The 22621-nt window shown below is 71.6% G+C and carries 20 protein-coding genes; 17 read left to right on the top strand and 3 right to left on the bottom strand.

Features of this window, described 5'->3' with window-relative positions:
• Positions 1-819 precede the first annotated feature (819 nt).
• The 6 genes from ACZ6R6_RS01515 to ACZ6R6_RS01490 are packed head-to-tail and all read left to right on the top strand — an operon-like array spanning position 820 to position 6756.
• The gene (locus tag ACZ6R6_RS01515; protein WP_470089263.1) at positions 820-1704 is read left to right on the top strand and encodes an STAS domain-containing protein; all 885 of its coding nucleotides are present in this window, start codon (positions 820-822) and stop codon (positions 1702-1704) included.
• Positions 1704-2084 (top strand): STAS domain-containing protein, encoded by a 381-nt coding sequence (locus tag ACZ6R6_RS01510; RefSeq protein ID WP_470089261.1) that lies wholly within the window; start codon positions 1704-1706, stop codon positions 2082-2084. The genes ACZ6R6_RS01515 and ACZ6R6_RS01510 overlap by 1 nt, the downstream gene beginning before the upstream one ends.
• The gene (locus ACZ6R6_RS01505; protein WP_470089259.1) at positions 2081-2482 is read left to right on the top strand and encodes an anti-sigma regulatory factor; all 402 of its coding nucleotides are present in this window, start codon (positions 2081-2083) and stop codon (positions 2480-2482) included. Before ACZ6R6_RS01510 ends, ACZ6R6_RS01505 begins: the two co-directional genes overlap by 4 nt.
• The gene (locus tag ACZ6R6_RS01500; RefSeq protein ID WP_470089258.1) at positions 2470-3480 is read left to right on the top strand and encodes an ATP-binding protein; all 1011 of its coding nucleotides are present in this window, start codon (positions 2470-2472) and stop codon (positions 3478-3480) included. The genes ACZ6R6_RS01505 and ACZ6R6_RS01500 overlap by 13 nt, the downstream gene beginning before the upstream one ends.
• Positions 3477-5168: an ATP-binding response regulator gene (locus ACZ6R6_RS01495; protein ID WP_470089256.1), complete on the top strand. Its 1692-nt coding sequence runs from the start codon at positions 3477-3479 to the stop codon at positions 5166-5168. The genes ACZ6R6_RS01500 and ACZ6R6_RS01495 overlap by 4 nt, the downstream gene beginning before the upstream one ends.
• Positions 5161-6756, top strand: a complete 1596-nt coding sequence (locus ACZ6R6_RS01490; protein ID WP_470089255.1) for a SpoIIE family protein phosphatase — start codon at positions 5161-5163, stop codon at positions 6754-6756. The genes ACZ6R6_RS01495 and ACZ6R6_RS01490 overlap by 8 nt, the downstream gene beginning before the upstream one ends.
• 105 nt (positions 6757-6861) lie before the next feature.
• Here the strand turns inward: ACZ6R6_RS01490 and hflX are convergent, their stop codons facing one another.
• Together hflX and ACZ6R6_RS01480 are read right to left on the bottom strand one after the other, a co-directional pair.
• Positions 6862-8319, bottom strand: coding sequence for a GTPase HflX (gene hflX / locus ACZ6R6_RS01485; protein WP_370879586.1), 1458 nt, complete (start codon positions 8317-8319; stop codon positions 6862-6864).
• A gap of 135 nt (positions 8320-8454) precedes the next feature.
• The gene (locus tag ACZ6R6_RS01480; protein ID WP_470089253.1) at positions 8455-9150 is read right to left on the bottom strand and encodes a DUF4097 family beta strand repeat-containing protein; all 696 of its coding nucleotides are present in this window, start codon (positions 9148-9150) and stop codon (positions 8455-8457) included.
• A gap of 249 nt (positions 9151-9399) precedes the next feature.
• Between ACZ6R6_RS01480 and aceB the strand changes: the two genes are divergently transcribed.
• The 9 genes from aceB (at position 9400) to ACZ6R6_RS01435 (ending at position 19645) form a co-directional block, all read left to right on the top strand.
• On the top strand, positions 9400-10986 hold the full coding sequence (gene aceB / locus ACZ6R6_RS01475) for a malate synthase A (protein WP_470089252.1): 1587 nt from the start codon (positions 9400-9402) through the stop codon (positions 10984-10986).
• Between the two features lie 168 nt (positions 10987-11154).
• Entirely contained in the window at positions 11155-12612 is a 1458-nt protein-coding gene (locus ACZ6R6_RS01470; RefSeq protein WP_470089250.1) for an FAD-linked oxidase C-terminal domain-containing protein, read from the top strand.
• Positions 12612-13898 carry an FAD-binding oxidoreductase gene (locus tag ACZ6R6_RS01465; protein WP_470089249.1) on the top strand — a complete coding sequence of 429 codons (1287 nt, stop codon included), beginning with the start codon at positions 12612-12614 and terminating at the stop codon, positions 13896-13898. The genes ACZ6R6_RS01470 and ACZ6R6_RS01465 overlap by 1 nt, the downstream gene beginning before the upstream one ends.
• 1 nt (position 13899) lies before the next feature.
• Entirely contained in the window at positions 13900-15138 is a 1239-nt protein-coding gene (locus tag ACZ6R6_RS01460) for a (Fe-S)-binding protein (protein WP_470089248.1), read from the top strand.
• An 88-nt stretch (positions 15139-15226) separates the two neighbouring features.
• Positions 15227-15967 (top strand): IclR family transcriptional regulator, encoded by a 741-nt coding sequence (locus ACZ6R6_RS01455; RefSeq protein ID WP_306857076.1) that lies wholly within the window; start codon positions 15227-15229, stop codon positions 15965-15967.
• Between the two features lie 168 nt (positions 15968-16135).
• A complete protein-coding gene (locus ACZ6R6_RS01450; RefSeq protein WP_470089246.1) occupies positions 16136-17044 on the top strand; it encodes an ABC transporter ATP-binding protein in 909 nt (302 codons plus the stop codon).
• 7 nt (positions 17045-17051) lie between these two features.
• On the top strand, positions 17052-17759 hold the full coding sequence (locus tag ACZ6R6_RS01445; protein WP_470089245.1) for an ABC transporter permease: 708 nt from the start codon (positions 17052-17054) through the stop codon (positions 17757-17759).
• A gap of 7 nt (positions 17760-17766) precedes the next feature.
• Positions 17767-19011, top strand: a complete 1245-nt coding sequence (locus ACZ6R6_RS01440) for a sensor histidine kinase (protein ID WP_470089243.1) — start codon at positions 17767-17769, stop codon at positions 19009-19011.
• On the top strand, positions 19004-19645 hold the full coding sequence (locus ACZ6R6_RS01435; protein ID WP_470089242.1) for a response regulator: 642 nt from the start codon (positions 19004-19006) through the stop codon (positions 19643-19645). Before ACZ6R6_RS01440 ends, ACZ6R6_RS01435 begins: the two co-directional genes overlap by 8 nt.
• A 173-nt stretch (positions 19646-19818) precedes the next feature.
• On the opposite strand, the gene ACZ6R6_RS01430 is transcribed toward ACZ6R6_RS01435, so the two are convergent.
• The gene (locus tag ACZ6R6_RS01430; RefSeq protein ID WP_470089241.1) at positions 19819-20751 is read right to left on the bottom strand and encodes an SPFH domain-containing protein; all 933 of its coding nucleotides are present in this window, start codon (positions 20749-20751) and stop codon (positions 19819-19821) included.
• Positions 20752-20920: 169 nt separating this feature from the next.
• Between ACZ6R6_RS01430 and ACZ6R6_RS01425 the strand changes: the two genes are divergently transcribed.
• Together ACZ6R6_RS01425 and ACZ6R6_RS01420 are read left to right on the top strand one after the other, a co-directional pair.
• Entirely contained in the window at positions 20921-21511 is a 591-nt protein-coding gene (locus ACZ6R6_RS01425; RefSeq protein WP_470089239.1) for an RNA polymerase sigma factor, read from the top strand.
• Positions 21508-22605: a CU044_5270 family protein gene (locus ACZ6R6_RS01420; RefSeq protein ID WP_470089238.1), complete on the top strand. Its 1098-nt coding sequence runs from the start codon at positions 21508-21510 to the stop codon at positions 22603-22605. The genes ACZ6R6_RS01425 and ACZ6R6_RS01420 overlap by 4 nt, the downstream gene beginning before the upstream one ends.
• Positions 22606-22621: the final 16 nt, after the last annotated feature.

Genomic DNA, 22621 nt, shown 5'->3' with positions numbered 1-22621 from the left:
CGCAGGGGAAGACGTCGGGAGGGAGACCGCTTCCGGGAACGAGGGGCGGACCCAGCCGATGCCGGGCTCCATGCCCACCGGATCCGTTGTGAGTCCGGACGACATTGGGGGGTCTCCTGCTCTCATCCGCATATTCGTGGTGCGGCGACAGTATCGCCGGGATCATGATCAGGCGATTTCAGTTCAGTTACGTTATTTCACAAGTGAGCTCGCTGTACAGGCTAATTGGGAAGAACGCCGCTTCGCCGTAGCCGCCTCCGGCGGACCGGTTTCTTGGTCACACTCGGCCGTGAACGTGTTTTCACTGCTCAGACCACTTCTTTCCCGCCTGTCACAGCAGTCGCCGAGATAACTTGCACCCTAACATCTCGGCAGATTTGCCTTATGGTAGCAATCCAAACCGCAGCCGACCACTGTCATCTTTGGGGCTTTTGTACCGTTTTCGCGCACCATCAGTGCACATCACAAGACCCTTCCAGGGCAAGTCCGCTCATTGAAACGCGGTATCCGATCCGCCTAGCCTGGAAGATCTGTTCAGTCCGGAAGCAGGAAGGCCGGCGGGCGGGCCGCCGCCGGGCTCCCGGATCCCGCCCCACGGGCGATCACGTTCTCTCCCGGTCCCGGGGCGGTCACGCCATCGGAGAAGTCACGGTCACGTCGCCGGAGAGATTCCCGGAACGGGCGGCGGGACCTGCTACGGTCCCCCCGGCTCAGGGCTGCCGCGACTCCGCGCGGGACCGGCCCGCGGACCCCTGAAATAGGCTCTAAGCAGGACGTTCAGTGTAATCTTTCGTGCGAGCTGTCCATAAGGCCGCACATATGGGAGTCACCTTGTCCGTCCACGCGGACGCCAGCCGGCGTCGCATCGAAGAGCTGCTCCGGGAGAACGAGGCGTCCGTCCTCAAGCGCTGGCTGGAGATAGCCGGCTCCTCCTCCAACGGTCAGGTGGACCGCGGCGACCTCGCCGGCCAGCTCCGTGAGCTCTACCAGGCGCTGCGCCAGTCGTTCGGTGACTCCAGCGACTCCAGCGACTCCAGCGACCTGCGCGGGCTGCTGGCCGAGCTGTCCCGGACCCGGGCCCGCCAGGGGTTCACCCCGACCGACACCGCCATCGTGGTGTTCGGGCTCAAGGAGGCGCTGTACGAGCTCGTCGAGAGCGACGGATCTCCCGAGGCCCTGCGAGGTTTCATCTGGTTCTCTCAGGTCATCGACGAGCTTGGGCTCTTCACGATGGAGACCTACGCGGCGGCGAGGGAGAAGATCATCATCGATCAGGCAGAGCAGCTCCTGGAGCTTTCCACCCCGGTGGTCAAGCTCTGGGACGGCATCGTGGCGGTGCCGCTGGTCGGCACGCTCGACTCGGCCAGGACCCAGGTGGTGATGGAGAAGCTGCTGCAGACGCTGGTGGACACCGGTTCCGAGCACGCGGTCATCGACATCACCGGTGTGCCCGCGGTGGACACCCAGGTCGCCCAGCACCTGCTCAAGACCGTGGTGGCGGCACGGCTGATGGGTGCCGAGTGCGTGATCTCCGGCATCCGCCCGCAGATCGCCCACACCATCGTCACCCTCGGCATCGAGTTCGGCGACATCGTGACCAAGGCCTCGCTGGCCGACGCGCTGGCGCACGCGCTCCGGGAGAGCGGCGTCGAGTTCGTCAAGCACAGGGGGACCCGCATCGCCGTACGGACCGTGGAGGAGTGATGGACCGCGTACCCGTCCTCAAGCTCGGGGACATCCTCATCGTCTCGATCCAGATCGACCTGCAGGACCAGAGCGTGCTCGCGCTGCAGGAGGATCTGGCGGACCGGGTGGTCGCGACCGGCGCGCGAGGGGTGATCATCGACATCACGGCCGTGGAGATCGTCGACTCCTTCATCGGGCGCATGCTCGCCACCATCGCCGCCATCTCCCGCATGCTCGACGCCGAGACGGTCGTCGTCGGTATGCGGCCCGCGGTGGCGATCACCCTGGTGGAGCTGGGCCTCTCGCTCGGCGGCGTGCGCACCGCGCTCAACCTCGAAAAGGGGGTCGCGCTGCTGAACCACATCGACGGCGCGCAGATCGTCGCGGCCACCCGGTGACGACCTCCGACGAGCTGCCCATCAAGAGCAACAGCGACGTCGTCCTGGTGCGCCAGCACGTCAGGACCGCCGCTGTGAACGTCGGGCTCTCCCTGGTCGACCAGACGAAGGTGGTGACCGCGGCCAGCGAGCTGGCCCGCAACGCGCTCGTCTACGCCGGAGGAGGGCAGGTGCGGATCGAGATCGTGAACAACGGCATACGCCAGGGGCTGCGGCTGGCCTTCAGCGACGACGGTCCCGGCATTCCCGACATCGAACAGGCGCTCACCGACGGATGGACCACCGGCGGCGGTCTCGGCCTCGGCCTCAGCGGCTCGCGCCGCCTGGTGGACGAATTCGACCTGCGGTCGGCTCCCGGCGAAGGAACGCTGGTCACGGTGACGAAATGGGCACGGTGATCCGTTCCCAGAACGACACCTGGACACGGGCCGAGGACGCCAGCGCGATCGGTTCCCTCCGCCGTGCCGCCGTCACGCTCGCCGAGGTCCGGGGATTCGACGAGGAGGACGCCGGGCGGGTGGCCGTCGCGGTGAGCGAGGCCGCCTCGAACCTGGTCAAACACGCCGTCGAGGGGACCATGCTGATCCGGCCGCATCCCGAGCTGGATTCGGCGATCGAGGTCATCGCGATCGACCGGGGGCCCGGCATGCGTGACGTCTCCCGCGCCCTGCGCGACGGCTACTCCACCGCGGGCACGCTCGGCATCGGCATGGGCGGCATCGCGCGGATGGCGAGCGGATACGAGGTTCACTCCATGCCCGGCCGGGGCACGGTGCTCGGCATGTACTTCACCGCGCGCGGCGCCCCGCGCCCCGAGTCGCGGCTGAGCGGCGTGACCCGGCCGATCGGCGAGGAGACCGTCTGCGGCGACGCGTTCGCCAGCGCCGATACCGGCACGACGACGAGCGTGATGCTCTGCGACGGGCTCGGCCACGGCAGCGCGGCGGCCTACGCCTCGCAGGAGGCGGTACGGCTGTTCCTCCGGCACGCGGACCTCGCCCCGGCCACCGTCCTGGAGCGGATCCACCAGGGGCTCGGCTCGACCAGGGGCGGCGCGGTCGCCGTGGCCCGGATCGACCGGGCGGCGGGCGTGGTGAGCTTCGCCGGCCTCGGCAACGTCGCGGCGTGGATCACCCACCAGGAGGGCCGGCAGGGAATGATCTCGGTGCCGGGCATCGCCGGGCACAAGGCCCGCACCCTGCGCCAGTACGAATACGCCGTGCCGCCGCACAGCATGATCGTGCTCCACTCCGACGGACTCTCCGACCGCTGGGACATCACCTCCTATCCCGGACTCGTCACCCGCACCCCCTCCGTCGTCGCCGCCACGCTGCTGCGCGACGCGGGCACCCGCAGGGACGACGCCTGCGTGGTCGCCGTGAGGCCGTGGACATGACGGCCGACATGACCGGGCAGGAGCTGATCCGCATCCCCGTCCTGAACGACCAGGACGTCTTCGCCATGCGCAAGCTGGGCCGTGAGGCGGCGGAGGCGGTCGGGCTGGAGAGCCAGGACCAGATCCGGGTGGCCACCGCGCTGAGCGAGATCGGGCGGGAGGTCCTGAGCGAGGGCACCGGCGCGTCCGCCGCCTTCCTGCTCGGACTCGACAGCCTGATCATCAGGATCGACCTGTCGGCACCGGCCGACCTACGGCCGGCCGACGGCGTGACGCTGGCGGGGCGTCTCGTCGACGCGATCGAGCTCGATCCCGCCATGGGACGGATAAACATGCTCAAACGGCTCCCGAGCGGCCGCCCCAGGCCATCCGTGGAGGAGATCCGCGCCAAGCTCGCCTGGTTGACCCCGGCCACCGCCCTCGAGGAGCTGCGCCAGCAGAACCACGAGCTCGCCGCCACCCTGGAGGAGGTCCTGCAGCTCAACACCGAGCTGCAGGAGACCAACCAGGGCGTGCTCGCCCTGTACAACCAGCTCTCGGAGGAGCTGGAGGAGACCAACCGCGGCGTCGTGGCGCTGTACGCGGAGCTGGATGAGAAGTCCGCGCAACTGCGGGAGGCCAGCGAAGCCAAGAACAGGTTCTGGGCCACGGTCAGCCACGAGCTGCGCACCCCGCTCAACTCGATCATCGGCCTGGTCCGCCTCCTGGTCGGCCCCGGCGGCGACCCGCTGGCGCAGGAGCAGCTCCACCAGATCCAGCTCATCGGCTCCTCGGCGGAGACCCTCCTGTCCCTGGTGAGCGAGCTGCTCGACATGGCCAAGGCCGAGGCGGGGCGGCTCGACCCGCAACCGTCCGCGGTGGACCTGGTCGCGCTGGCCGAACGGCTGCGCATGACACTGCGCCCCACCAGCGGCACCGACCTGGTCACGCTCTCGGTCGAGGTCGCGGACGGGGCGGCGGAGCTGCTCGCCGACGAGGTGATGCTCACCCGGATCCTGCGCAACCTGCTGTCCAACGGGCTGAAGTTCACCGAGGAGGGTGAGGTCAGGCTCAGCGTGCGCGTCGACGCCGGCACCGAGGAGATGGTCTTCGAGGTGACCGACACCGGGATCGGCGTCCCCGCCGAGCATCTGGAGCACGTCTTCGAGGAGTTCTTCCAGGTGCCGGGGCCGATTCAGCTACGGGCCAGGGGGACCGGGCTCGGCCTGCCGTACGCCCGCCGCCTCGCCCAGGCGATGGGGGGAACGCTCCGGCTGGCCAGCACGGTGGGCGAGGGCACCACGGTGACCCTGCGGCTGCCGCACCGGCACGGCGCGGCGCCGGTGATCGGCCGGGTGCTCGTCGCCGACGACGATGAGGAGTTCCGCGCCACCGTCCGGCGGATGCTCACCGGGTTCGCCGCCCACATCGACGAGGCCTCCGACGGGCTGGTGGCGCTGGAGGCGATGACGGAGCATCCGCCGGATCTCGCACTGGTCGACCTGCTGATGCCCCGGCTCGACGGCGCGGCCCTGATGCAGCGGATGGCCGACGACGAGCGGCTGCGCGGGGTGCCGGTGCTCGTGGTCACCGTGGCCTCCTCCAGCCAGTACCCGTGGGGAGCCGCTACCGTGATCTCCAAACACGGGCTGAGCAGGGAGAGCCTGCTGGAGGCCGTACGGAACACCCTGGGGCATCGCGATGAATGAGGGATCCGCGACGGTGCTGGTCGTGGACGACACGCCGACCAAGCTCTACATCCTGTCCAGCTGGCTGCGGCGCTCGGGGCACCAGGTCGTGCAGGCCACCGGCGGCCTGGAGGCGCTCGCCAAGGTCAGGGAGCTCCGGCCGGACCTGGTCGTCCTCGACGTACGGCTGCCCGACATCAGCGGCTACGAGGTCTGCGAGCAGATCAAGGCCGACGCGGCGACCTCCTCGATACCCGTCATCCAGATCTCGGGGGCGGCGATCAGCCCCGCCGACCGGGCCCAGGGCCTCGAACGCGGAGCCGACGCCTACCTGGCGGAGCCGGTCGAGCCCGACGAGTTCGCGGCGACGGTCGAGGCCACGCTGCGCTACTACCGCGCACGGCAGCGGGCGGAGCGGATGGCCGAGCGGCTGGCCTCCCTCACCGAGGTCACCCTCGCGATGAACTCCGCCGACACCTTCGAGCGGCTCCTCGCCACGGCGGTCGAAGGCGCCGCCCGGATCCTCGGCAGGCACGCGGGAGCGCTCGCGCTCCCGCCGGACGGCCGGATCCGCAGGTTCACCGCCAAACCTCCGCAGAGCGTCGCCACCGCCAAGGCCGCGGCGCCGGAGACGCTGCTGGCGCTGAGCTCGATGTCCCTGGGCAACGCGGCCGGCACGGAGGTCTTCACGATCTCGACCGGCGACTGGCTGAAGCTGATGCCCGACGCCGACATCAGCGGCGACGTCTCGGCCGTGCTGTGCCGCACCAAGGTCGGCAGGCCGCCCGTCTATCTCGGGGTGGAGGCGGCCCAGCCGCTCGGCAGGGACGAGCTCAACGTCCTTCGCCAGCTCGGCCAGGCCCTGGCCCTGGCGGTGGACGCGCTGCGCGCCTACACCGAGGAGCACGCGATCGCCCTCACCCTGCAGCGCAGCCTCCTGCCCGCGCGGATCCCGGAGACGCCCGGGCTGGCGATCGGCTGGCGCTACCAGCCGGCCGTCGACAACATCGAGGTCGGCGGCGACTTCTACGAGGTGCTGCGGTTGGGCGAGCGGGTGCTCGTCGCCATCGGCGACGTCCAGGGGCACTCCCTGCTCGCCGCGACGGTCATGGCGGAGCTCCGCCACGCGCTGCGCGCCTCGCTCATCGGCACGGTGGACCTGGGCACGTCCATGGCCCTGCTCAACAACGTGCTCCGGCGCTACCACCCGGGCATGACCGCCACCGTGTGCCTGATCCTCATCGACCCGGAGACCGGGGAGATGGAGATCGCCAACGCGGGCCACATCCCGCCCCTGCTCGTCGACGGCGGCGAGCCCCGCTACCACCTCCTGGGCAACCTGCTGCTCGGCGTGGCCGAGGAGACCTACCGGGTCGACCAGCTGACCCTGCCGCCGGGGGGATGCGCGCTGATGTTCACCGACGGGCTCATCGAGGACCGCGACAAGCTGCTCGACGAGAGCCTGGAGATCGTGCGGCAGCTGGCGGAGACCGTGGAAGACGATCTGGAGCTCTTCTGCGACCGGCTCATCAAGCAGTTCGGCGCCCGCGAGGACGACGTGGCGCTGGTGGCGTTCCGCCGCGTGGCGGCCGGGAGCGCCTCTCCCTGAACCCCGCCCGGTGACGCCACGGCACCGGCCCACGGCCCCGGACATGCGACGCCCCGTCCTACCGCCCCCGGAGGGGGGTGGGACGGGGCGTGAGGCCGGCGGCCGTCAGACGGTCTCGACCGGCTTGGCGGTCCTCTCCAGCTCGGCGAAGAGGCTGGGCAGGACCCTGGCGTGCAGGATCGTGCCCTCCTCGGTGTGCTCGATCCCGAGCACCTCGCCCTCCTGGTGCGCCCGGGAGATCAGGTCACCGCGCTGGTACGGCACGAGCAGCCTGACCTCCTGGTCGAAGCGGGGCAGCTCGCGCTCGATGACGGCCAGCAGCTCGTCGATCCCGGCGCCGGTGCGGGCCGAGACCACGACGGTGTGCTTCTCGCGCGCGGTCAGCTGGGCCAGCACCACCGGGTCGGCGACGTCGGCCTTGTTGATGACCACGATCTCCGGGATGTCGCGGGCGCCCTCGATGTCGGCGAACACCTCCCGCACGGCGGCGAGCTGCGACTCCGGGTCGGGGTGCGAGCCGTCGACCACGTGCAGGATCAGGTCGGCGTCGCCGACCTCCTCCAGCGTGGAGCGGAAGGCCTCGACGAGCTGGTGCGGCAGGTGCCGGACGAATCCGACGGTGTCGGCCAGCGTGAACAGCCGGCCCTCGGGCGTGTGCGCCTTGCGGACCGTCGGGTCCAGCGTGGCGAACAGGGCGTCCTCGACCAGCACACCGGCCCCGGTCAGCCGGTTCAGCAGCGAGGACTTGCCCGCGTTGGTGTAGCCGGCGATGGCCACGGCCGGGACCTCGCGCTCCAGCCGCCGCGCCCGTTTGGTCACGCGCGAGGTGGTCATCTCGGCGATCTGGCGGCGCAGCTTGGCCATCCGCTCGCGGATCCGGCGGCGGTCCAGCTCGATCTTGGTCTCACCGGGGCCACGGCCGCCCATGCCGACGCCGCCCGCGGCGCGCCCGCCCACCTGCCGGGACAGGTTGCCGCCCCAGCCGCGCAGGCGCGGCAGCAGGTAGTTGAGCTGGGCGAGCTCCACCTGCGCCTTGCCCTCACGGCTCTTGGCGTGCTGGGCGAAGATGTCGAGGATCAGCATGGTCCGGTCGATGACCTTGACCTTGACGACCTCTTCGAGCTGGCGGAGCTGGCCGGGGCTCAGCTCTCCGTCGCACACGACGGTGTCGGCGCCGGTGGCGGAGACGATGTCGGCGAGCTCCTGGGCCTTGCCCGATCCGATGTAGGTGGCCGTGTCGGGCTTCTGGCGGCGCTGGATCACACCTTCCAGCACCTCCGAACCCGCGGTCTCGGCGAGGAGCTTCAGCTCCAGGAGTGAGTTTTCGGCGTCGGTCGCCGTGCCCGAGGTCCAGACGCCCACCAGAACGACCCGCTCAAGTCGCAGCTGGCGGTATTCGACCTCGGTGACGTCCTCGAGCTCCGTGGAGAGCCCCGCGACCCGGCGTAGCGCCTGGCGCTCGGCCAGGTCCATCTCACCGAGATCGGGCAGGTCGTCGAACTGGTCAATGTCCAGCGGCTCACGAGTGTCTATGTCGTTGCTCCATTCAGGTGCGTGGTTCATATGCGTCCTCTCCGAAGAGTTGAACGCCTGAACCCCTCGGCTCTCTTCCCTTCGATGGTGCCACGTGAACGCCCGTGTCTCATCTGGTTATCGACCGTTTCGGGCAGAAGAACCCGGGGGTGGGGATCGGCGTCCTCAGGAGGGCAGGACCTTGGCGTCCCCGGAGCCCGTCCTCACCACGACGGTCCTGGGAGCGGAGGGGTCGTCGGTGACCTGGACGACCTTCTCGCCGGCGCCGGCCTCGGCGGTGATGTTGTAGGAACCCTGCGGCAGCCGTACCGTGGCGCCGCCCGAGCCGGTGCGGACCTCGACGTGGTCCGGCGCGGAGGTGAACTTCACCTCGACCTCGCCGCTGCCGGTCTCGGCGGTGAAGCGCTTGGCGCCCAGGGTGCCGGCCTCGACGGTGCCGGAGCCGGTGTCGGCCTCCACCTCGCCCTCCAGCGCGCGCAGCGTGAGGTTGCCCGAACCGGTGTCCAGCTTGACGCTGAGTCCCTTGGGGATCTCGATCCTGTAGTCGACCGAGCAGTTCCCCTTGGGGCACTTGTGACGCAGCGAGAGCGTCCCGTCAGCCACGGGGTGCTCGGTCGTGGGCCTGTCGTCGCTGTCTCCGCTCCAGTGGAGCGTCTCGGTCACCCGCGCGCCGGAGCGGTCGGACCCGGTGACCACGATGTCCCCGGATCCGGTGTGGGCGTCCAGGACCTTCAGGTCGCCGGTGACGTCGTAGGAGAGGACCTCCTGCTCCTGCCTGCCGAAGTCGAAGTTCATCTGGCAACCGGACAGCAGGAGCACCGAGCCCAGAAGCGCCCCCGCGACGATCATGTTCTGCTTCATGAGCCCAATCCTCAACTCCGGGGAGGCGTTCCGCCTCCCTCTCACGATCCGTTCTCCTCTCCCTCCACGGAGGGAGTCCCCCTCTGCGGAGGGGGCCGACTCAACTGTGACCGGGCGCGGGGGCCCGGCGTATCGGGGACTCCCCCGACTCTGCCCTTAGCCGACCCTGTCTTTGACCGGGAAGGGGCCATCCAGTAGCGTCGATTCCACAATTCAGAAGTTTTTTTCCATGATGTGGAAAGGAAGCTCATGGACGGCGTTGAGATCATCGGTCCCTCGCAGGACCGCTACGACGAGATCCTCACGCCGGAGGCACTGGCCTTCCTGGCCGCCCTCCAGCGCGAGTTCGGCGCCCGGCGCCTTGAGCTGCTGGAGGCCCGGCAGGCTCGCCAGGCCGAGCTGTCGGCCGGTGGCACCCTCGACTTCCTGCCCGAGACCAGGCACGTGCGCGAGTCCGAATGGCGGGTCGCCCCGCCCGCGCCCGGCCTGGCCGACCGCCGCGTGGAGATCACCGGCCCGGTGGACCGGAAGATGACGATCAACGCGCTCAACTCCGGCGCCAAGGTCTGGCTGGCCGACTTCGAAGACGCCAACGCCCCCACCTGGGAGAACACCGTCAACGGCCAGCTCAACCTGCGCGACGCGCTGGACCGGGCCATCGACTTCTCGGCCGGCGACAAGAGCTACGCGCTCAAGCCCGACGAGGAGCTCGCCACCATCGTGGTCCGCCCGCGCGGCTGGCACCTGGAGGAGAAGCACCTCACCCTCGACGGCGCCTCGTTCTCCGCCTCGCTGGTCGACTTCGGCCTCTACTTCTTCCACTGCGCGCAGCGGCAGATCGCCAAGGGCAAGGGCCCCTACTTCTACCTGCCCAAGATGGAGTCGCATCTGGAGGCGCGCCTCTGGAACGATGTCTTCGTCAGGGCCCAGGACCTGCTGGGCATCCCGCAGGGCACGGTCCGCGCGACCGTCCTGATCGAGACCTACCCGGCCGCGTTCGAGATGGAGGAGATCCTCTACGAGCTCCGCGACCACTCCGCCGGGCTGAACGCCGGCCGCTGGGACTACCTGTTCAGCGTGATCAAGAAGTTCCGCACCCGGGGCCGGGAGTTCCTGCTGCCCGAGCGGAACGCGGTGACCATGACCGCCCCGTTCATGCGCGCCTACACCGAGCTCCTGGTCCGCACCTGCCACAAGCGCGGCGCCCACGCCATCGGCGGCATGGCCGCGTTCATCCCCTCCCGCCGCGACCCCGAGGTCAACGAGGTCGCCCTGCAGAAGGTCACCGCCGACAAGACCCGCGAGTCCGGCGACGGCTTCGACGGCTCCTGGGTGGCCCACCCCGACCTGGTCCCGATCTGCCGCGACGTCTTCGACGGCGTCCTCGGCGACCGGCCGAACCAGCTCGACCGCCTGCGCGAGGACGTCTCCGTCTCCGCCGCCGACCTGCTGTCGGTCTCCAAGACCCCGGGCGACATCACCGAGGCGGGACTGCGCAACAACGTGGACGTGGCGCTGCGCTACCTCGCCGCCTGGATGGGCGGTCTGGGCGCGGTGGCGATCCACAACCTGATGGAGGACGCCGCCACCGCGGAGATCTCCCGATCCCAGATCTGGCAGTGGATCCACAACGACATCGAACTCGCCGACACCGGGACCGTCGTCACCAAGGAGCTCGTCGAGCGGATCATCGACGAGGAGCTCACCCGGATCAAGGCCGAGCCCGGCTACGACGAGGCCCGCTACGCCCAGGCCACCGCCCTGTTCAAGGAGGTCGCCCTCGACGACGACTTCGCGGAGTTCCTCACCCTGCCCGCCTACGCGCGCATGCCGTGACAGCGCGCCCGCCCCCGGACCGGCGGTCCGGGGGTGGGCGCGGTCATCGGGCGCCGGCACCCCGATCCTGAGCGAGAATGCGACATAGAGGGATGTTTTCCTCGATCAACCGGGTGGCCGCGAGAGCAGGGGCACTGCCCAGCTCCCGCGCACGCGGGAGGAGGAACGATGGGGACGAAGACACTCGACGGACTGGCCGGGCGTCTGCAGGAGGTGCTCGGCCGCGGAGCGGTGATCACCGATCCGGTGCGGCTGCGCACCTATGAGTGCGACGGGCTGACCCACCACCGGGCCACGCCCGGCGTCGTCGTGCTGCCGGAGACCGCCGAGCAGATCGCGGCCGTGGTGCGGCTCTGCAACGACCACGGCGTGCCGTTCGTGGCCAGGGGCGCGGGGACGGGGCTGTCGGGCGGGGCGCTGCCGCGGACCGACGGGGTGCTGATCGTCACCTCGAAGATGCGGCGGATCCTCTCGATCGACCTGGCGGACCGGCGGGCCGTGGTGGAGCCGGGCGTCACCAACCTGGCCATCACCGAGGCGGTCCGCGACCAGGGCTACTACTACGCGCCCGACCCCTCCAGCCAGCAGGTCTGCTCCATCGGCGGCAACGTCGCGGAGAACTCCGGCGGCGCGCACTGCCTGAAGTACGGCTTCACCGTCAACCACGTGCTCGCCCTGGAGGTCGTCACCCCCGACGGCGACATCGTCGAGCTGTCGGAGGCCGACCCCGGCTACGACCTGCTGGGCGCCTTCGTCGGCTCGGAGGGCACGCTCGGCATCGCCACCAAGGTCACCGTACGGCTGACGCGGGCCCCGGAGACCGTGACGACCCTGCTCGCGGCGTTCGACGGCATCGAACGGGGCGGCCAGGCGGTGTCGGCCATCATCGGCGGCGGCATCCTGCCCGCCGCGATCGAGATGATGGACGCCCTGGCGATCGAGGCGGCCGAGGCGGCCGTGGCCTGCGCCTACCCCGAGGGCGCCGGGGCGGTGCTCATCGTGGAGCTGGACGGCCCCGCCGCGGAGGTCGCCCACCAGTTCGGCGAGGTGACCCGGATCTGCCGGGAGAGCGGCGCGTTCGAGCTGCGGGTCGCCGCCGACCCGGCGGAGCGGGCCGCGATCTGGAAGGGCCGCAAGTCGGCCTTCGCCGCGGTGGGCCGGATCAGCCCCGCCTACATCGTGCAGGACGGGGTCGTGCCCAGGACCGCGCTGCCGGAGGTGCTGGCGAGCATCGACCGGCTGTCGCGCGAGTACGGCATCCGGGTGGCCAACGTCTTCCACGCCGGTGACGGCAACCTGCATCCGCTGGTGCTGTTCGACGACGCGGAGCCCGGCGCGGGCGAGCGGGCCGCGCTGGTCTCGGGGAGGATCCTCGACCTCTGCGTCGAGCACGGCGGATCCATCACCGGCGAACACGGTGTCGGCGTGGACAAGTCACGATATATGCCAAAAATGTTCTCCGACGACGATCTCGACACCATGCAGCTGGTGCGCTGCGCCTTCGACCCCCGCGGCCTGTCGAACCCGGGCAAGATCTTCCCCACCCCGCGCCTGTGCGGCGAGGTCCCGGGGGTCCGCAAGGGCGTGCACCCGCTGGTCGAGTCAGGACAGGCGGAACAGTTCTGATGGACGCCTTGCACGAGACGGGCGCGGCCCCCCTGACGGACGCGCTGCGCGAGACAGGCGTGACGGTCTGGCGGGCCGGGCCGGGCGACGCCGTGGCCGGGGTCCTGCCCCGCTGGGTGGCGCTGCCCGAGACCACCGAGGAGGTCGCCGCGCTGACGCGCCTGTCGGCCGAGCACGATCTCGCCGTGGTCCCGGTCGGCGGCGGCACCAAACTGCACTGGGGTCCCCCGCCGGAGCGCTGCGACCTGCTGCTCGACACCTGCTGCCTGAACCAGGTGCTCGAACACGCCTCCGGCGACCTCGTCGTCCGCGTCCAGGCGGGCGTGACCACGCACTCGCTGGCCGAGACCCTCGCCGCCAGGGGGCAGGAGCTCTCCCTCGACGTCCCGCTCGACGGCGCCACGGTCGGCGGCGTGCTCGCCACCGCCACCGCCGGCCCCCGCAGGTTCCGCTACGGCACGGCCCGCGATCTGCTGATCGGCGTCACGGTCGTGCTGGCGGACGGCACGGTCGCCAGATCCGGCGGCAAGGTCGTCAAGAACGTCGCCGGCTACGACCTGGGCAAGCTGTTCACCGGCTCCTACGGCACGCTCGGCGTCATCACCGAGGCCGCCTTCCGCCTCCACCCGATCCCCGGCGACCGCCGCTGGATCACCGTCCGGCTGCCCGCTCCCGGGCCCCCGGACGGCGACGGCCGGCCCGGCCCCCTTCCCGGCGTGGAGGCGCTCGCCCTCGGACTCGCGGCCTCCCAGGCCGAGCCGAGCGCGATCGAGCTGGACTGGCCCGACCTCCGGGACGCGCCCACCGTGGCCGCCCTGGTCGAGGGGAGCGCGGCCGAGGATCGGGCGCAGGCCGTACGGACCCTGATGGGCGGGCACGGCGCCGCGCGGGTCGCCGACCGCCCGCCCGGCTGGTGGGGGACGCTGCCCGGCGACGAGCCGCTGCTGGAACTGCGGGTCCGGCCCGCCCGCGTGGGCGACGCGCTGCGGGCGGTCGCGGCGCACGGGCCGCCCGCGCGGGTGCGCGGATCGGTGGCCTCGGGGATCCTCCAGATCGCCCTGCCTCCGGACGTCGACGGCTCGGCGTTCGCGGGGTTCGTGTCGTCCGTACGCGACGGCCTCGGCCCCCTCGGCGGCCGGCTGACCGTGCTCGCCGCGCCGCACGGGCTCGCCCGCCGGGTGGACCGCTGGGGCCCGGTGAGCGCGCTGCCGCTCATGCGGCGGGTCAAGGAACGGTTCGACCCCGGCCGGAGGATGTCTCCCGGCCGGTCGGTGGGAGGGATCTGAGATGGACCCCGAGCTGATCGGCGACTGCGTGCACTGCGGGTTCTGCCTGCCCACGTGCCCGACATACGTCCTGTGGGGCGAGGAGATGGACTCCCCGCGCGGCCGGATCCACCTGATGAAGCAGCATGTCGAGGGCACGCCGCTGACACCGGAGATGGCCGGGCACTTCGACGCCTGCCTGGGGTGCATGGCATGCGTGACGGCCTGCCCCTCGGGGGTCAGATACGACCGGCTGATCGAGCAGACCCGGGCCGAGGTGGAGCGGACGCACGTCCGGCGGCCGGACGACCGGGCGCTGCGCGCCCTGGTCTTCCAGCTCTTCCCCTATCCCCGGCGGCTGCGGGCGATGCGGCTGCCGCTGCGGCTCAGCGCGGGGCTGCGCCGCAGGATCGCCCCGAGGCTGGAGCGGATCAACCCGTCCCTGGCGGCGATGGCCGACCTCGCTCCCCCGGTCCCGGCGAGGGTGCGGCTGCCCCGCAGGATCGAGGCGAGGGGCAGGCGCAGGGCCACGGTCGGGATGCTCACCGGATGCGTGCAGGGCGAGTTCTTCCCCCAGGTCAACGCGGCCACGGCCCGGGTGCTCGCGCTGGAGGGATGCGAGGTGGTCATCCCTGCCTCGCAGGGCTGCTGCGGAGCGCTGTCGCTGCACTCCGGGCAGCAGGGGCAGGCGGAGCGGTTCGCCAGGCGGACGATCGCCACCTTCGAGCGGGCGGGCGTGGACACGGTCGTGGTCAACGCGGCGGGCTGCGGGTCGACCATGAAGGAGTACGCCGAGATCCTGGAAGGCGGGTGGGCCGACCGGGCCCGGGCGATCCGGACCGTCGACCTGACGGAATATCTCGCCGAGCTGGGCCCCGCGGCGCGGCGGCACCCCCTGCCGCTCACGGTGGCCTACCACGACGCCTGTCACCTGGCCCACGCGCAGGGGATACGATCCCAACCCCGTCAACTGCTCACCGCCATCCCCGATCTGGAGTTGAGAGAGATCGCCGAGTCAGCCATCTGCTGCGGTTCCGCGGGAACCTACAACCTCCTCCAGCCCGAGGCCGCCCGGGAGCTCGGAGACCGCAAGGCGGAGCGGGTGCTGGCCACCGGCGCCGACCTGCTGGTCTCGGCCAACCCCGGCTGCACCATGCAGATCACCGCGGCGATCCGCCGCCGGGGAGCGGCGGCGATCCCCGTCGCGCACGTCGCCCAGGTCCTGGACGCCTCCCTACGCGGCCTGCCGGCGGTGCCATGAGCCGGCGGACCGGAGCGCGCAGCGAGCGGATCAGAGGGCACGGGGCGTCCGCGGACGCGGGCTCCGAGCCGCCGGGCGAGGAGGTCGCATGAGTGGGGTGCAGTCGGTCGACCGGGCACTGGACGTGCTGGAGGCTCTCGCGGAGCGGGGTGGGCAGGCCGGCCTGTCGGAGATCGCGGCCGGCACCGGCCTGCCGTACGGGACGATCCACCGGCTGCTGCGCACGCTGCTCGACCGAGGATACGTGCGCCAGGAGTCGGACCGTCGCTACGCGCTGGGCGGCGCCCTGGTACGGCTCAGCGGGGTCGCCGAGCGGATGGTCGGTGTCCGGGCGCAGCCGTACCTGACGAAGATGGTCGAGCTGTCCGGTGAGACGGCCAACCTGGCGGTGCTGGAGGGCGACTTCGTCGTCTACGTCGCCCAGGTCCCCTCGCCGCGGCGGCTGCGGATGTTCGCCGAGGTCGGCAGGCGGGTGCTGCCGCACAGCACGGCGGTGGGGAAGGTCCTGATGGCCGGGCGCCCGGACACCGAGGTGGCCGCGCTCGTCGAGCGGACCGGCATGCCCCGGCGGACCGCCGGCACGATCACCGACCTGCCCGGCATGCTCGCCGAGCTGGGGCGCGTGCGGGAGCAGGGGTACGCGATGGACCTGGGCGAGGAGGAGTTCGGCGTGCACTGCCTGGCCGTGGGGGTGCACGACGGCTCGCGGATGGTCGCCGCGATGTCGGTGTCGGGTCCGGCCGAGCGGATCGACGCGCTCGATCGGGAGGACCTCGCCAGGGACATGCGGAAGATCGCGCATGACTTCGGCTCCGAGCTGAGCTTCTGAGGTCCCCGGCCCGGCGGGAGCGGACCGCGGGACCCGGGCGGGAGGGGACGGCCGGATCCGATGCCCCGCATCCACCGATCGGTGGATGCGGGGCATCGACCGCGTACGGCTCCGGTCATGGCCGGCTGGGCGATCCGCGCGGGCACCCTCGGGGACCACGATTGACCCATGGCAATCATCGAGGTGAAGGACCTGGTCAAACGCTATGGGAAGCACACGGCCCTGTCGGGGGTGTCCTTCTCGGTGGAAGAGGGCGAGATCTTCGGCATCCTCGGGCCCAACGGGGCGGGCAAGACCACCGCGGTGGAGTGCGTGGAGGGGCTGAGGCGGCCGGACGGGGGGTCGATCCGGGTGCTGGGGCTGGACCCGGTCGGGGACGGCGACCGGCTGCACCGGCAGATCGGCGTGCAGCTCCAGCAGACCCAGCTGCCCGAGAACATCAAGGTGTGGGAGGCGCTGGAGCTGTACGCCTCCTTCTACCGTGATCCGCTCGACTGGCGGACGCTGCTGGAGCGATGGGGGCTGGCCGACAAGCGCAACGCGAGGTTCGGGAAACTGTCGGGCGGCCAGCAGCAGCGGCTCTTCATCGCCCTGGCCCTGGTCGGCAACCCCCGCGTGGCCTTCCTCGACGAGCTCACCACCGGCCTGGACCCGCAGGCCCGGCGCACCACCTGGAAGCTGATCCAGGAGATCCGCGCCACCGGGGTGACGGTGGTCCTGGTCAGCCACTTCATGGACGAGGTGGAGGAGCTCTGCGACCGGGTGGCGGTCTTCGACCGCGGGCGGATCGTCGCCGTCGACACCCCGGCCGGCCTGATCGCCCGGGTCGACACCGAGCACGAGATGCGGTTCCGGCCGATGGCCGAGTTCGACACCGGCCCGCTGACGGACCTGCCGGGGGTCGTGTCGGTGACCCGGTCCGGCGGGCAGGTCGTCGTCTCCGGCACCGGTGACTTCGTCGGCGCGGTGACCGCCGCGCTGGCCCGTGACCATGTCCTGGTGGCCGACCTGCGCATGGACCAGCGCACGCTCGACGACGCGTTCATCGCGCTGACCGGCCGCCCCTTCGAAGCCTGAGGAGATCATGATGACCGGCTTTCCCAAGCTCACCCTGGTGGAGACCAAACTGCTGCTCCGCGACCCGGGCTCGATCTTCACCCTCATCGTCCCGCTCTTCATCCTGCTGGTCTTCAGCTCCACCAGCTCGCCCGGCGACACCGTGCTCCCCACGATGACGTTGACGATCGCCATCGGGCTGGTGGGCCTGTACATGGTGCCGACGACCCTGGCCACCTACCGTGAGAGAGGGATCCTGCGGCGGCTGTCGACCACCCCGGTCCGGCCGGTGACGATGCTGACCGTGCAGCTGGTCCTCCAGACGGCGTTCGCGGCCGTCGCCACCGCGCTGCTCATGGGGATGGCGCTGGCCTTCCTCGGCGCCACCGCGCCCGCCCGGCCCGCGCAGTTCCTGCTGACCTTCGTCCTGGGCGTCGCGTCGGTCTTCTCCATCGGCCTGGTGATCGCCGCGCTGGCGCCGAGCGGCCGCGTCGCCAACGGCGTCGGCGTGCTGCTGTACTTCCCGCTGGCCTTTCTGGGCGGGCTGATGCAGCCTAAGGAGATGATGCCCGCCGTGCTGGCCCGCATCGGGGAGTTCACCCCGCTCGGAGCCTTCCGCCAGGCCGTCCACGACGCCTGGGCCGGGGCCCCGGCGCAGCCCCTGCTCATCTGCGTGATGGCGGGATACGCCCTGGCCGTCGGCGCGGTCGCGGCCAGGCTCTTCCGCTGGGAGTAGGCAGAACATGCGGCTCGACCTCTGGGAACGGCGCCTGGCACGGCTCACCGACGCCGCTCCCTACGCGCTGCTGGCGATCTCCACGGCGCTGTCGTGGCTCACCGACGGCCGCTCCGGGGCCGACCGGCTGGGCACGCCGGTCATCGCCCTGCTGGCCGGCGCCTGGATCCTGTGGATGGTGACCCTGCATCCCGGCTGGCAGGCGCGCCCGTTCCCGATGGGGATCTACTGCGCGGGGCTGCTGGTCCTGATCGCGGTGCTGGTCTCCAGGAGCTTCTGGTTCATCCCGTTCTTCGGCTTCACCGGCTACCTGCACTCCTGGCGGTTCCTGCCGGGGAGGTGGAGGCTGGCGGGGGTCACCGGCACCGCCGCGATCACGGTGACCGCCGTCTACGGAGGGCCGCCCGCCACCCTGTCCGCGGCCCTGTTCCACCTGCTGTTCGTCGGGGCCATCGTGGGGATGGTCGCGCTGTTCAGTTTGGTGGGAGAGGTGACGGCCGAGCAGAGCGCGCAGCGCAAGGAGATGATCGCGGAGCTGGCCGAGGCCAACAGCCGGCTGGAGGCGACGATGCGGGAGAACACCGGGCTGCACGCGCAGTTGCTGGTCCAGGCCCGGGAGGCCGGGGTGCTGGACGAGCGCCAGCGCGTGGCACGGGAGATCCACGACACGATCGCCCAGGGGCTGGCCGGGGTCATCACCCAGGTCCAGGCGGCCAGGCAGGCCGGGCAGTGCCCCGCCGAACGGGAGCGTCATCTGGACAACGCCGTCCGGCTGGCCCGGGAGAGTCTCACCGAGGCCCGCCGGACCGTGCACGCCGTGGGCCCGCAGGTCCTGGAGACGGCCCGCCTCCCCGACGCGCTGGCGGACGTGGCACGTCGCTGGTCGCACATCAGCGGGGTGGCCGTCGAGGTCGCCACGACCGGTACGGCACGGCCCCTCCACCCCGAGGTCGAGGTGACCCTGCTGCGCGCGGCGCAGGAGGCGCTGGCCAACGTCGCCGGCCACGCGCACGCCTCCCGGGTCGGGCTTACGCTCTCCTACATGGGCGAGGTGATCACGTTGGACGTCCGCGACGACGGCGTCGGGTTCCGGCCCGGCCCCGGAGGCGCGGGCGGCGGCTTCGGGCTGGCCGCCATGCGGCAGCGGGTGAGCAGGCTCGCCGGGACGCTGGAGATCGAGTCGGAGCCCGGTCAGGGCACCGCCGTCTCCGCGAGCCTGCCGGCGATCTCGCTGGAGGCCCGCGATGGGTGAGCCTCCCATCCGGCTGCTGGTCGCCGACGACCATCCCGTCGTCCGCGACGGCCTGCGCGGCATGTTCAGCCGCGACCCGCGGTTCGAGGTGGTCGGCGAGGCCGGCGACGGGGCCGAGGCGGTCGCCCTCGCCGAGGAGCTGCGCCCCGACGTGATCCTGATGGATCTGCGGATGCCCCGGATGGACGGGGTGACGGCGATCAGGCGGCTGGCCGAGCGCGGCGTCACGGCGGGCGTCCTCGTGCTCACCACCTACGACACCGACAGCGACGTCCTGCCCGCCGTCGAGGCGGGAGCCACCGGCTACCTGCTCAAAGACGCGCCGCAGGAGGATCTGATCCGGGCGGTCCAGTCGGCGGCCCGCGGCGAAGCCGTGCTCTCCCCGTCGGTGGCGACCCGCCTCCTCGGCCGGATGCGGACCCCCGTGGAGCCGCTGAGCCCGCGCGAGCTGGAGGTCCTCGGCCTGATCGCCCGGGGGGCCACCAACCGGGAGGCCGCCCGCCGCCTGTTCATCAGCGAGGCGACGGTCAAGACCCACCTGCTGCACATCTACGCCAAGCTCGGCGTGAACGACCGCGCGGCCGCCGTGGCGGTGGCGTTCGAACGCGGCGTGCTGACGCTCGGCCCCCGGTAGAGTCGCTGACGCCCGGCCCCGCCGAGGGGCGACCGGAGCACGCGGCCTCCGCCGGCGGGGGCGGCCGGAGCGCGCGGCCTCCGCCGGCGGGGGCGGCCGGAGCGCGCGGCCCCGGACCGGCCGCCCGCCGAGCGGCGGCGCGGGCCGTACGTCCTGCCGGCCGTGCGGGGTCGCTAGCGGTTCTGCGGGGTGATGTTGAGGTTGCTGCCCTGCGGGACCGGGACCACCGACACCTGCCCCTTCTGGATGGCCTGCCAGAGCACGGCGCCCTGCGGGCCGAGGACCTTGACGAGGTCCTTGATGGATTCGAGCTCGGTGCGGACCTTGGCGTTGCGCTGGGCCTGGGCGATGTTCTCCGCCTTGGCGGCCTGCTCGGAGGCGAGCGCGCTCACCAGGGCCTCCGGCGGCTCGGGCTTCTGGATCGTCAGGGAGATGTCGCCGCAGTCACCGCCGCCGGAGTAGTTCTGGTTGCAGAAGTAGTCGGCCCCGGCCGTCTCCTTGATGAACTCCCGGGCCAGCACCCCGACCCGTGCCTCCCATGCCTGCTTCACCTTGGGGTCGTTGAACAGCCCCCGCCACTCGAACTCCTGCGACGCGGCGTCCAGCGCCCGGTCCAGCGGCACCCGCAGGTAGATGTTGAGCATCCGCCGCCACCCCTCCGACTCGCCGTCCTCGTAGTAGGCGCGGAACTTCAGCCCGATCTTCTCGTGGAAGCGCTGCAGCGTCTTGCACTCGGTGTTCAGCGTGAACGTCGCCACCCCGGACACGGTCATCTCGACGTTGTCCTTGGAGACCACCGACAGCGGCTTGGACTCGGCGTCCTCGGCCCCGGAGAAGTCGAAGGTCCGCTGGCCGAAGGGGTAGGAGTAGGCCGTGTCGCCGGGGCCGAGCAGCGTGGCGCCGCTGGAGGGGTTGATGCATCGCTCGAACTTGATGGCCTCGAAGGTGCCTCCCGCGTAGTGCAGGACCATCTCGTCGGGCTGGGTGCTCACCCGGGAGCACCCGCTGAGGACGAAGCCGGAGACCACCACCACGGCGACCGCCAGCAGGAACCCCTTCAACAGCAGCCGCCGGCCGCCGTCCTTCTGCGCCTTCTGCGCGCTCATCGCCTCTCCCTTTGCTCCCGGTTCACCGAAGGCGGATCCTAGTGCCGCGCCGCGGAGTCCGGCAGGCCCCCGCCGAACGGGAACCGGGAGACGCCGAGCGGCGGAGTAAGGGGTGAGGGCGCGGACGCGCCCCGGAAGGAACTCTCCTGATGACTGGACGAAACGGGTGGTGACGCTGGCGCTCCCCCAACAGGCCGGAGTGCCCACGCTGCCTCCGCCCTCCGATGACGCGGCGCTGATCAAGGAGTCTCTGGCGGATCCCGACAGGTTCGCCGGGCTCTTCGACCGGCACGCCGACGAGATCCATCGGTATGCGGCGCGGCGGCTGGAGGACGTCACCACGGCCGACGACGTGACGGCCGAGACGTTCCTCGTCGCGTTCCGCAAACGGGCCCGCTACGACCTGCGCAGGACCGACGCCAGACCCTGGCTGTACGGCATCGCCTCGAACCTGATCTCCGGCCACCGCAGGGCCGAGGTCCGCAGGCTCAAGGCACTGGCCCGGCAGGCCCCGGAACCGGCGGCCGAGTTCGAGGAGCGCAGCGCGGAGCGGGTCACCGCCGACCGGCTCCGGCCCGCGCTGGCCGCCGCGCTGGCCGGGCTCGGCTCCGCCGAGCGGGATCTGCTCCTGCTGGTGGCCTGGGCCGAACTGACCTACGAGGAGGCCGCCCAGGCGCTCGGCATCCCGATCGGGACCGTGCGGTCCCGGCTCTCACGCACCCGGACCAAGATCCGCCGCTCACTGGAGTCGCACGCATGAACAACGACGAGATCGAGATGGTGGCCGGCATCCGCCCGGACGCGCCGCCGTACGGCCAGGAGGCGAAGAACGCGGCCCGGCGGGGGCTGGTCGCGGCCACCACGGCCACCGCGGGCCGCGGGCCGCTGTGGCGCAGGCCCTACGCGGTGGCACTGGCCGGAGCGCTCGCGGTGGCGGCCACCGTGGCCGTGACGGTCACGGTGCGGGCGCCGGAGCCGCAGACAGGCGGCGCCGAGGTGGTGGTGGCGATGCCCAAGATCGCCCCCATGTCGGCGACCGAGGTGCTCGGCAGGGCCGCGCGGGCGGCCGCGCGCAGCGACCTCGACCCGCGTGACGACCAGTTCGTCAAGGTCGAGTCGCAGACGATGTACGGCGCGTTCGGGGGCATGGGCACCGACGCCGACGGCGACGCGCAGACCGAGTGGCGGTATCTCTACCGGACCAAGCGGGCCATCTGGCAGTCCGCCAACGGGGAGAGGGACGGCGCGCTGAAGATCGAACATCTGGAGCCGCGCGCCTATCCCGGCTGGCCCGTCCCGCCGGAGGCCCACCGCGACAGCGGCACCCAGTGGAACCGGCTGCCGGTCTGCGCGAAGGCCCCCGACCACCTGCGCACCGACTACGCCAGCCTGAAGAAGCTGCCCGCCGACGCCGAGGGGATGCGCGCCCACCTCTACACGGGCGAGCGTGGCGGCAACTCCAAGGACGAGGCCGCGTGGACCGCCGCCGGCGACATGCTGCGGGAGAACTACCTGCCCCCGGCGCAGCGGGCGGCGCTCTTCCAGGCCGTGGGGACGATCCCCGGGGTCGACGTCGTACGGGACGCCGAGGACGCGGCGGGCCGCCGGGGCATCGGCGTGGGCCGGGTCTCCGCGGGCGTGCGGGAGGACCTGATCTTCGACCCGGACACCTACGAGCTCCTGGGCGAGCGGGGCGTGGTGGTCGACGAGAAGGCGGCCGAGTCCCCGGTGGGCAGCCTGGTCGCCTCGACCGCCCAGCTCTCGGTCACCGTGGCCGACTCCCCGCCCGACGTGCCCGAGCTGGCGGCGGACACGGCCTCCACCTGCCCGGAGCCGGTGGGCCAGACGGGGTAGCCGGCCGGGCCGGGGC

It is taken from the genome of Streptosporangium sp. NPDC048886 (assembly GCF_055586905.1).
This window is presented reverse-complemented; position numbering and strand designations above follow the sequence as displayed.